Below are 10,002 nucleotides of genomic sequence, written 5' to 3'. Positions count from 1 at the left end.
GTCGACCCGCCCACCGCCCTGATGACCCCGGAGATGCAGGAACGCGTCGCCCGGGGCTTCGAGCGGGCCCAGCCGCTGCCCGCCTGAACCAGCCGCACACGACGAGCCCGCCGCACGGGTCATCCCCTGCGGCGGACTCGCCGCGCCCACAGGCGGTCGGCCTCCCACGTGTCCGGGATTTGGTCATGCCGACCATCCTGCCGCCGGGAAGACTCAGGGGCCCGTTGGAACATCGACCACCGACAGTCAGCCACGGCGATACGGGCAGCCGAGCACCCAGGCGCGCGTGTGCCTCCAGCAACCACGACAGGGCATCAACCACGCTTCCCGTTGCTGATCGTCCCGCGCCCCGGATCACAGTCCGATCGGAATCGAGCGGTGCGACCACCCCGAGGACCGGAGCGCCTGCGCGAGGACCGCAGGGCCTCCCGCACGGCGCCGCACGCGCCCTCCGGACCCCCGCCCTTTCTTTAAAGATAGCGACGACGCTCTGACCTGCGAAAACGTCGGCGTTTTATGCACCCTGGGTGCATAACTTGGGCCTCTGGAGCCCGGGATTTATGCAGCTACACGCATAACTTGATCGCGGCGAGGACGGAGCTCCGATCCTCGCGTGAAACCAAGAGTTGAATGACTCGTTAGGCATGCCGGCCGCATTGAGCGAAGAGGGGTCGTACGCCCCGCACGCCTTTCCGCGTGACTCGGCGCGCAGGCAGGAGGCCATGGTGTTGACCATGAATGAGGCCGCCATGGGGCGGACGTGACGGCCGCCGAACTCGTCGTCCAGCTCCGAGACGCGCTCAGTCATGGCGACGACCATGTCCACTTCGTTCATGCCGATGCGAGTCGTGCGACCGGACTGCACGGCCTCGGCCCGCCCGATCACATCGGGCCAGCCGGGAATGGGGAGGGCGACGGAGAACAGGCCGCCCCCTCCCCAGGACGCTGCGGCGAGACGGATCCATATCCAGCCTCCCCAGGTCAATCACCCTCGGAAACACCCGTGGCCGCTAGAAGTGGTCGGGCAGCCAGGGCTCGAACTGTGCCGTGCTGCGGACGAGGGTCGCGAGCGCCTTCTCCGATACGGCGTGGACCCCGGCCATGCGGGCCGATGTGGCGGACCGGTAGCCGCCGGCGTACCAGACCGCGAGCTGGCGCTGTGTGAAAGTCACCTGTCCCTGGACGTAGGTGGGGAATACCTCGGCCGCTCCGGCCCTGACCTGAAGCATCCATCGGCCCCAGTCGCCAGTTTCGTTCTCGATCTCGATCGGTACGGCGGTGGTGAGGTCGGTGGGCCAGCCGCGGAGCCGGATGGCCCCGGGGATGTCGAGGATGCGGAGCATCCAGGGATGCCAGGCGTCGGCGGTGGTGCGGTGGTGGCGGAGTCCATGGAGGAGGGTGGGGTAAGGCGGGAGGGCGCCGCGCCGGAAGGTGATGGTGCGGGCGCGGGTGTTGTGGCGGCCGAGGAAGGCGAGCATGGCGGCGGCGGTGGACTGGCCGGCGGCCCAGAAGTCGTGGACGACCAGGCTCGTGCCGTGGCGCTCGTGTCGTTTGGTGGTGAGGCCGAGGAGCCCGGTGGCGGGGTGGCCGGGCCGGGCGAAGCGGTAGGTGGTGAGGTTGCTCTTGTCCTGCTTCCACCGGGTCCACCAGGCAGGCCGGCAGATGGGTCCGTTCCACTGGCGGGCGAGGTCGCGTTGGAGGGCTTCGGCTTCGTCGGTCAGTCCGTGCTCGACTTCGAAGTCCTCAGTGGTGAAGGAGCGCTTGAGGTCGTCGGTGGCCACCGCCCAGGCGAGAACGTCGGTGGGGGCTTCCCATCCGAGGCGGCGGGCGTAGCCGGTGGAGGAAGTGCTGATCGTGGAGATCACGGCTCCGCGCTCGATCAGGGGGCGCAGTCGTTCGGCCGTCATGTCGGTGGCCAGGTGCTCGCCGCGTTCCTCGGGGGCCACGCAGCCGTCGCCGAGGCAGGCGCTGGGGACGGGAGCGCCACCGAAGAACTGATCGACGAGGAGGCCGAGGCCGCCGGCGACGACCCGGCCGCCACGGACGGCGACCCGGAGGTCGGCGTGTTCGCGCAGGTGGGTGATGTCGCCGATCGGGTGGCCGTAGGCGCGGGTGGCGAGCTGGTCGTATTGCTCCCACCGGCCGTCATCGGCTGGCGCGAAGGTCAGCTGCTGGTTCATGACCTGCCTTCAGTAGTGGGTGGCGTCGCGGGCGGCGTCGGCGTCCAGGGGCACGAGGAAGGTGCGGGTGAAGCCCAGGACGCTGGTGTTGTCCTGGTTGTGGGCGGTGGTGCGGCAGGTGATGACCCCCGTGCCGGGACGGCTTTCGGAGGCCCGGCGGGTGAGGATCTTCGTCTTGGCATACAGGGTGTCGCCTATGTGGACGGGTGCGGTGAAGCGCACCTGGTCGACGGCGAGGTTGGCGGTGGTCAGACCGCTGACGCTGCGGACGGTCATGCCGGCCACGAGGTTGAGGGTGACGCCGGAGCAGACCAGGATGCGGCGCCACTGGGTCTGACTGGTGTAGTGGGCGTCGGTGTGGATGGGGGCGACGTTGCCGCTCAGGGCGGCACCGAGGAGGTTGTCGAGTTCGGTGACGGTCCGGCCGGGCCGGTGCTCGATGACCAGGCCGGGAGCCAGTTCGGGGTAGGAGAGGCCGACGCTCTCACGGATCCGGTCCTCGCCGATCTGGCGGTAGCCGTGGGGCAGTCCGGGGCTCATGACGTACGGTCCGCTTCGGCGACGAGCGCGCGGGCGGCGTTGAAAAAGGGGGTGCCGCGCATCTGCCCGTCCACGGTGGTCACCGTTCCGCCGCTGGCGTCGGCGGCTGCGACGATGGCACGGGCCTGGGCGATCTCCTCGGTGGTGGGCGTGAAGACGTCGTTGATCACCTGGACGTGGCGGGGGTGGATGCAGCCCTTGCCGTAGAAGCCGAGGTCCTTCGCCCGTTCGGCGTCGCGACGCAGGATTCCGGGGTCGCCGAGTTCCCAGGTGGGGGCGTCGATGGCGGGGACGTTCACGGCGGTGGCCGCGTTGATGAGGGCCGAGCGGGCATAGTGGAGGGCGCCCCAGCCCAGGCCGCAGCGGACGGAGGCGGCATAGTCGGCGGAGCCGAAGATGACGCCTCCGAGCCGGGCCGCGCGCATGATTTCGGGGAGGGTGTCGAAGGCCCGGGGGCTTTCGATCAGCGCCCAGATGTCAGGGGTGTACCCGTCGGTGTCGAGCGCGGCGGCGACGAGTTCGATGTCGCGAGGGGATTCCACCTTGGGGACCACGATGAGGTCGGGCCGGGAGATGTAGGCGGCGAGGGCGACGAGGTCCTTGATGCCGTCGATCGTCGTGAGGCTGTTCATCCGGATGCCGAGGGTGCACGGCGGGTCGGGGAGGGCGAAGAACGACTCCGAGGCGGCGCGGGCTGTCTGCTTGTCGGGGAGGGCGACCGAGTCCTCGATGTCGACGACGGCGACCGCGGCACCGGACTTCTGCGCGCCGACGAAGCGGTCTCCGTGCAGGCCTGGGGTGATGATCCAGGCATGTCCGGGCCGACGGCTGGTGCTGGTCATGGGGGTGGTCACCTTCCGCTGCGCTTGCTGGTGACGAGGAGGTCGAGCCGGCCGAGGGTGGCGGCCTCCTTGATGTCGCTGTCGCTGATGTCAATGCCGTAGCGGTCGGTCAGGAGGACGGACAGCTCGACGACGGCCAGGGAGTCGAATCCGGCGTGGTCGAGACTGGCGTCGTCGGTGAGCCGGTCGGCGGGCAGCTTGAGGTCGTGGATCAGGATGCGGGTGAGGTCACCGGTCATGTCCGGCTCCTTCCGGAAGGGGGGTGAGGGGGAGATCGGGCCAGGTGAGGGTGGTGGCACCCCAGGTCAGTCCGGCGCCGAACGCGGTGAGCAGGGTGCGGTGGCCGGGCTTGAGGCGGCCGTCGGCGGCGGAGCGGGCCAGGAGCAGGGGGATGGACGCGGCGCCGGTGTTGCCGACATCGCCCACGTTGCCGAGCCGGCGGTCGTCGGGGACACCGAGTTGTCGGGCGACGAACGAGGTGATGCGGCTGTTGGCCTGGTGCGGAGCCAGACGGTCGATGTCCGTGACGTCCCACCCGGCGGCGGTGGCAGCTTGACGGGAGGCGGTGGACATGCGGTCGACCGCGTGCCGGAAGACGTCGGCTCCGTCCATGTGCAGGGCGCCAGGACGGAAGGCCCGGATCAGGCCGGCGCCAGTGCCGTCGCTACCCAGCACCAGCGGCCCGAGCGCCCCGGCCTCACCCGCGCTGCCGTGGCGCAGCACCACGGCTCCGGCGCCGTCACCGAACAGCGGGACGGTCGTGCGGTCCTCGGGGGCAGGAAGGGTGGCGAGGCGGTCGGCACCGACGACCAGGACGGTCCGTACGGTACCGGCGGCGATGAACCCGGCCGCGGTGGCGAGGGCGTAGAGGAAACCGGTACAGCCGGCCGCGAGGTCGTAGGCGGGGATGCCGGTCAGCCCGAGCCGGGTGGCGACGGCGGGGGCGGTGGCCGGACAGCAGCGGTCCGGAGTGGTTGTGGCCACCACCAGGGCCTCCACCGTGACCGGTTGACCGTCGGCGATGGCTTGGGCGGCGGCCCGTACGGCGAGGTCGGTCGTGGACAGGTCCGCCCTGGCGACGTGCCGCTGTGTGATGCCGGTCCGCGAGCGGATCCACTCGTCCGTGGTGTCCAGACGTGCGGTCAGGTCGGCGTTCGTGACGATGTGCGGGGGCAGCGCCGCGCCGACTCCGCAGACCACGGCCGCCCTTGAGACGGTCTGGGATGCGGCGGTCATCGGGTGGCCGCCTTGAGCTGCCGGGCGACGTCACCGATCAGGTCCTCCTGCCCGGCGACGACCTGCCGCTCACCAAGGGCGAGGAACAGGTCGACGGGATCGACGCCTTCGGCGCGGGCGATCTGGTGGACGGGCCGCCTGAAGCCGGAGAACACCCCGGCGAGCCCACTGGCCACGGCGATCGAGTCGATGGACGGCGGGGCCTTCATCAGGCGGTCGGCGGCGACGTCGGCGGCGGCCAGGACCTTGCGCAGGCCGATGCCGGTCTCGATGCCACGACGTTCGAGGACGGCCACGAGGACTTCGAGCTGGGTGTTGCCGGCCCCGGCGCCGAACCCACGGGCGGTCGCGTCGATGACGGCCGCTCCGGCGTCCACGGCGGCAAGGCTGTTCGCCACGGCCAGGCCCAGGTTGTTGTGGCCGTGGAAGATCACCGGCACGTCGACAGCGTCGGCGATGGCATGCACGCGCTCGGTGACGTCGGCCGGGAGGTAGTGGCCGGCGGAGTCCATGATGCCGACGGCCTGGGCGCCGAACTTCACCATCAGGGCGCACTGTTCGGCGAGCGCGCCGGGGCCGGTCATGTGGCTCATGAGCAGGACGCCCTGGGCTTCGGCGCCGAGGTCGCGGACGACGCCGAGGTGGCGTTCGGCGACGTCGGCCTCGGTGCAGTGCGCAGCGATCCGTACGACGTCGGCGCCGTGGTGGACGGCGGCCGCCAGGTCCTCGGAGGTGCCCCAGCCGGGGGCCATGAGGACGCCCATCCGCGACGAGGTGAGGGCCTCGCGGACGGTGGTGAGCATCGTGGCGTCGTCGAGCCTGGCACGGCCGATCTGGAGGCTGGAGGCACCCAGACCGTTGCCGTGGCCGACCTCCACCACCGGCACTCCGGCGGCGTTCGCGGCGGTGGCGTAGGCGCGAAGCTGGTCGACGTCGAGCTGGTGGCCGACCGCGTGGTGCCCATCGCGCAGGGTCGGGTCGTGCAGGAGGATCCGGGGCCGCTTGTCCGGGTGTGTGTCCATGGACGGGGTTCCCTTCATCGGGAGGTGGCGGCCGGCTGCTCGGCGAGCAGGACGGCGGCGGCGTTGATGATGTCGACGTTTCCGGCGTGGCGGGGCAGACGGCCACCGGAGGCGGTCACCTCCACCGCGACCGAGATCCGGCCCGGGGCCACGGCGAGGGAGGTCACCTTGAACCCGGGCGTGTAGGCGCGCACGGTCTGGGCGGCGGTCGCGATGCTCGTGCGGACCGGTGCGGGGCGGATGTTTTCTGTGAGAACGGTCATGGCCACCCGGAACGGCGGGGCGGGCCGGGCGGGGCTGAGGTTGACCATCACCTTCGCGTCCGGGGTGGCGGTGAAGGCCCGGATCGCGGCGGAGGTGGTGGCGATGTACTGGTCGAGGTTCAGACGGGTGGCCCGGCCGGCGCTCGCGCTCGCCCCGGTGGAGACCACTTCGATGTAGGTGGGGGTGCAGCGCTGGGCGATGGCGTGCAGGACCGGGATGGCCGCCTGCCCGCCGCAGCTGACGAGGTTCAGGTGCCGGTGGGCCGCCGCCCGGTGGCTGCTGACGCCCGGGACGACGACCGTGCCGAGTCCCGTGGGGGTCAGGTCGATCAGCGTGGTGCCGGTAGGTTGCAGCGCGGCCCAGTGCTCGGCGTGGCTGTCGGCGTTGGTGGCGTCGAAGACCACATCGAAGGGGCCGCCCTCCGACACGGCGTGAATCCCGCCATCGGTGGTCGGGTGGCCCATGTCGGCCGCCCGGCGCAGTCCCAGACTGTCCCGGTCGCGGCCTGCCACCAAGGCCAGTCCCAGCTTCTTTGACCGGCGGATCTTGTCGGCGAGGTCGATCCCGATCAGGCCCGCGCCTAGTACGGCGACACGCAGACGCTGTTCATTCGTAGCCATCGGCCGCTCCTTCGTCCAAGGGGAGGGGTGGTGCATGAGGGGTGTGGCGCCAGGCTCCGCGGATCAGCGCACGTGCAGCTCGACCGGCGGCAGATGCGGCGAGCGGGCGCGTACCGTACTCCGGGCTTCCAGAGGGAGGCTGGCGTGCACGGCCCCGGCCAGGACCATCTGCCCGGCGCGCAGGCCGCCGCCGCCGCAGCGGTGGAGCCGACCGGCGAGCCAGACCAGGGCACGGAGCGGGTCCCCCAGGACGGCACGGCCCGCTCCGGTGACCACCGCGGTGCCGTCGACACTGACGACCAGCGCCTCGGCGGCCAGGTCCATCTCCGCACTCAGCGGCACCATGGACCCGGTGACGACCCGAGCGCACGAGGCGTTGTCGGCGATGCTGTCCGCGACCGTGATACGCCAACTGGTGAACCGGGTGTCGATCACCTCCAGGGCGAGGAACACCTCCTTCACCGCCGCCCGCGCCTCGTCCTCGCTCACGTTCGGGCCTGCCAGATCGCAGCCGAGCCGGAACGCGATCTCGGCCTCCACCCGAGGCTGCATCAGCACCGACCGGGCCACGGCGCTGCCGGCAGGCAGCACCATGTCGTCCAGCAGAACGCCCGAGTCCGGTTCGTCGACGCCCATCTGTTCCTGCATGGCCCTGGAGGTCACCCCGGCCTTGTGGCCGACGACGCGGGCGCCACCCGCGATCCGCCGGGTGACCGCCGCCTTCTGTACCCGGTAAGCCGTCGCCAAGGGCAGTCCCGGCCGCCGGACGGTCAGCGCCTCGATCGGCACCTGCTCGTACTCCGCCGCCAGCAGAGCCGACGCCGAAGCGGCGATCCAGCGATCCTCCTGGTCGTCCATGGCAATCCCTCCTCGGGGCATGGGGCATCACATGCGGTTCGCGGATGTGGGCTCAGGAGTAGATCCGGGGGCGGGCGCTGGTACCGGCCGCCGGGATCCGGCCTGATGAAGAGTCAACCGGCGCTTGCCGCACAGCGGTACGGTGTCGGGCAGGCGAAGCGGTATATCGCGTATATCCGGACAGGTGCTCATGACCACCCGCATGCCGAACATCCAGCTCAGCGCCCTTGTCACCGAATCCGGCCTCACTTACGAGGCGCTGGCCAAGGCGGTCTGCGCGGTCGCCGCCGAATGCGGCACACGCTTACGCACGAACAAGTCCAACGTCGAGCACTGGCTCAGCGGATCCGTGCCCCGCGGCGACACACCCCGCTACCTCGCGGTCGCACTCTCCCGGCGCCTTGGCCGCCTCCTGACCCCCACCGACCTCGGTCTGCCCTCCCCGCCAGAGCTCGAAAATGACACCATCGGACTGTCCCTCGGGAGCGACCCGCTGGATGTCCTGCTGCCGATGTGGAGGTACGAGTTGGACCGCCGCCGCTTCCTGACGGCCTCCGCCTACTCCGTGGCAGCCGCAGCCCTACCCCTCAGCCACCTCCAGGACATCGCCTCCCGCACCCAGGCCGCCCGCACCGGCCACATGGTCGGCATGGCCGAAGTCGCCGCCGTCCGCGACATGATCCACGCGTTCTCCGAGATGGACGAACGCCACGGCGGACAACACGGCCGCAGCGCCCTGGTCACCTACCTCCGCGACGACGTCGCCCCGCTGTGCCGGGCCCGGTTCCGCACCGACGAAGCCCGCCGGCAGATGCTCTCCGCCGCCGGCCGAGGTGTCCACCTGCTGGGCTGGAAAAGCTACGACGCGGGTCAGCAGGGACTCGCCCAGCGCTACTACCTCCAGTCCTACGCCCTGGCCGCCGAATCCGGTCTGCGCGGGCACGACGGATTCGTGATGCGCACGATGGCCATGCAGGGCCTCAAGCTCCACCGCCCCGAGCACTGCCTGGGCCTGGCCGAGACCGGCCTGAACCGCGCCAAGGGGCGGGTCGACGCCCAGACCGAAGCCCTCTTCCGCGTCGTCCACGCTCACACCCTGGCCAGGAGCGGCAAGCGTCGCGCGGCCCTCGCCGAGGCCGAACACGCCCGCGCCCTGCTGACCGCCGCTCCCGGCGACGAGGTGCCGTTCTGGGCACTGGCTTGGGGCCCACCGGCCGCGTCGGTGTACTCCCGCACCGCCAAGGTCCACGAGACCCTGGGAGACCACCGGGCAGCCGCCGCGCAGTACGCGCTGGCCGCCACGGCCCGCCCGGCGGGCACCTACGCGCGGATCGTCGCCCTGGACCTGGTGGCGGGCGCCGAGATGCACCTCAAGCGCGGCAGCATCGAGCAGGCGTGCGCCACCTGGCACCGGGCCATCGACCACATGGGAGGTGTCCGCTCCGTCCGCACCCGCAAGGCGGTCTCCCGCATGCGCGGCGACCTCGCACGCTTCCGGGCCCGTGGCCTGCGGTGCGTGGCCGAGCTCGACGAACGGGGACGCGACTTCCTCTCCGGCGTCTGACGTCAGCGGCACCCGGAGAAACGGCGGACGACCGGCCCCAGGTAGTCCGCGTGCGGACCGGCCAGACCGGCCAGTTCGTCCGGTGAGCGCACCAGGGCGATGCGGTCGAGTTCAGGTCCGCGACCCTGGGCGCGCTCGGCTGCCGCAGCAGCGGTGAAGTCCGCGCGCAGCGTCGCCTCGGGAAGCGCCGGTGCCAGGTAGGTCAGGCCGACACTGCCGTTCTCACCACGGGTGACCACCCACAGCTTCAGGTCCTCGAAAGCCGCGCCGATCCCCAACTCCTCGTCCAGCTCCCGCGCGGCCTGGTCGGCCAGCGCCGACTCGTCCAGCACCGCCCCCTCCTGGGGAGGCTCCAGGGACCCCCCAGGCAGCTGCCAGCGGCCCGGGGCGGCCGTAGAGGGCGACATCCTCGCCACCAGCACACGGCCGTCATCGGTCGGCTGGACGACGTTCACGAACAACGAGGGCAGCGCAGTGGCGCCGGGAACGCGACGCAAAGCGTAGTGCCGGTAGGTCACACGCACCCACGACAGACGCAGGACGCGCGGCCCAGTCCACTCCAGCCCCCCACACGCCACCACAGGCCCGTCGAAGAGAGTGGGGTTGGCCCGTACCGCCATGTCCCACACCCGGTCCCGGGCCTCAGCATCCTGGGGCGGCACCGGCGGCTCCGCAGCTTCGGCCAGCAAGACCCGTTCAACATCGAAGAGGTCAATGTCCACGGGGGGCAGTGTCTCGGTCACGAGCCCATCGTAGAACCCGTTCCAGGCTTGACCGCCAACGCCGACCCACCGGCGCGGGGCGTTCCTGTCCCGCATCGAGGACGGTCTGGTCGTGGTGTCCCTGACCGGCGTACTGGGCGACAGCGCACCCGCC

At 71.2% G+C, this 10,002-nt stretch carries 10 protein-coding genes and 1 pseudogene; 1 reads left to right on the top strand and 10 read right to left on the bottom strand.

Translation table 11 applies throughout. From position 1 onward, the window contains the following. Positions 1 to 697: 697 nt before the first annotated feature. The 9 genes and pseudogenes from ACIA6T_RS35485 to ACIA6T_RS35445 form a co-directional block, all read right to left on the bottom strand. Positions 698 to 965: pseudogene (locus ACIA6T_RS35485) on the bottom strand (tetratricopeptide repeat protein); the annotation flags it as partial. Positions 966 to 1,010: 45 nt separating this feature from the next. Further along, positions 1,011 to 2,180: an enhanced intracellular survival protein Eis gene (eis, locus tag ACIA6T_RS35480; RefSeq protein ID WP_399450624.1), complete on the bottom strand. Its 1,170-nt coding sequence runs from the start codon at positions 2,178 to 2,180 to the stop codon at positions 1,011 to 1,013. A gap of 9 nt (positions 2,181 to 2,189) precedes the next feature. Further along, positions 2,190 to 2,720 (bottom strand): MaoC family dehydratase, encoded by a 531-nt coding sequence (locus tag ACIA6T_RS35475; RefSeq protein ID WP_399450623.1) that lies wholly within the window; start codon positions 2,718 to 2,720, stop codon positions 2,190 to 2,192. Next, positions 2,717 to 3,562 carry an HpcH/HpaI aldolase/citrate lyase family protein gene (locus tag ACIA6T_RS35470; RefSeq protein ID WP_399450622.1) on the bottom strand — a complete coding sequence of 282 codons (846 nt, stop codon included), beginning with the start codon at positions 3,560 to 3,562 and terminating at the stop codon, positions 2,717 to 2,719. The genes ACIA6T_RS35475 and ACIA6T_RS35470 overlap by 4 nt, the downstream gene beginning before the upstream one ends. An 8-nt stretch (positions 3,563 to 3,570) precedes the next feature. Beyond that, a complete protein-coding gene (locus ACIA6T_RS35465) occupies positions 3,571 to 3,801 on the bottom strand; it encodes an acyl carrier protein (RefSeq protein WP_399450621.1) in 231 nt (76 codons plus the stop codon). Further along, positions 3,791 to 4,798 carry a beta-ketoacyl-ACP synthase III gene (locus ACIA6T_RS35460; protein WP_399450619.1) on the bottom strand — a complete coding sequence of 336 codons (1,008 nt, stop codon included), beginning with the start codon at positions 4,796 to 4,798 and terminating at the stop codon, positions 3,791 to 3,793. Before ACIA6T_RS35460 ends, ACIA6T_RS35465 begins: the two co-directional genes overlap by 11 nt. Continuing rightward, on the bottom strand, positions 4,795 to 5,820 hold the full coding sequence (dmpG, locus tag ACIA6T_RS35455) for a 4-hydroxy-2-oxovalerate aldolase (RefSeq protein WP_399450618.1): 1,026 nt from the start codon (positions 5,818 to 5,820) through the stop codon (positions 4,795 to 4,797). Before dmpG ends, ACIA6T_RS35460 begins: the two co-directional genes overlap by 4 nt. 14 nt (positions 5,821 to 5,834) lie before the next feature. Beyond that, positions 5,835 to 6,704: an acetylating acetaldehyde dehydrogenase gene (locus tag ACIA6T_RS35450; RefSeq protein WP_399450617.1), complete on the bottom strand. Its 870-nt coding sequence runs from the start codon at positions 6,702 to 6,704 to the stop codon at positions 5,835 to 5,837. Positions 6,705 to 6,767: 63 nt separating this feature from the next. Next, on the bottom strand, positions 6,768 to 7,562 hold the full coding sequence (locus tag ACIA6T_RS35445) for a 2-keto-4-pentenoate hydratase (protein WP_399450616.1): 795 nt from the start codon (positions 7,560 to 7,562) through the stop codon (positions 6,768 to 6,770). A gap of 190 nt (positions 7,563 to 7,752) precedes the next feature. On the opposite strand from ACIA6T_RS35445, the gene ACIA6T_RS35440 reads away from it, so the two are divergent. Beyond that, positions 7,753 to 9,126, top strand: coding sequence for a hypothetical protein (locus tag ACIA6T_RS35440; protein WP_399450615.1), 1,374 nt, complete (start codon positions 7,753 to 7,755; stop codon positions 9,124 to 9,126). Positions 9,127 to 9,128: 2 nt separating this feature from the next. Here the strand turns inward: ACIA6T_RS35440 and ACIA6T_RS35435 are convergent, their stop codons facing one another. Then, positions 9,129 to 9,869, bottom strand: a complete 741-nt coding sequence (locus ACIA6T_RS35435) for an NUDIX hydrolase (RefSeq protein ID WP_399450614.1) — start codon at positions 9,867 to 9,869, stop codon at positions 9,129 to 9,131. Positions 9,870 to 10,002 lie beyond the last annotated feature (133 nt).

Source organism: Streptomyces sp. NPDC051740, assembly GCF_044453165.1.
Classification (GTDB): domain Bacteria; phylum Actinomycetota; class Actinomycetes; order Streptomycetales; family Streptomycetaceae; genus Streptomyces; species Streptomyces atrovirens.
Note: the sequence above shows the minus strand (reverse complement) of the source record. Positions and strands in the feature narration are given on the sequence as shown.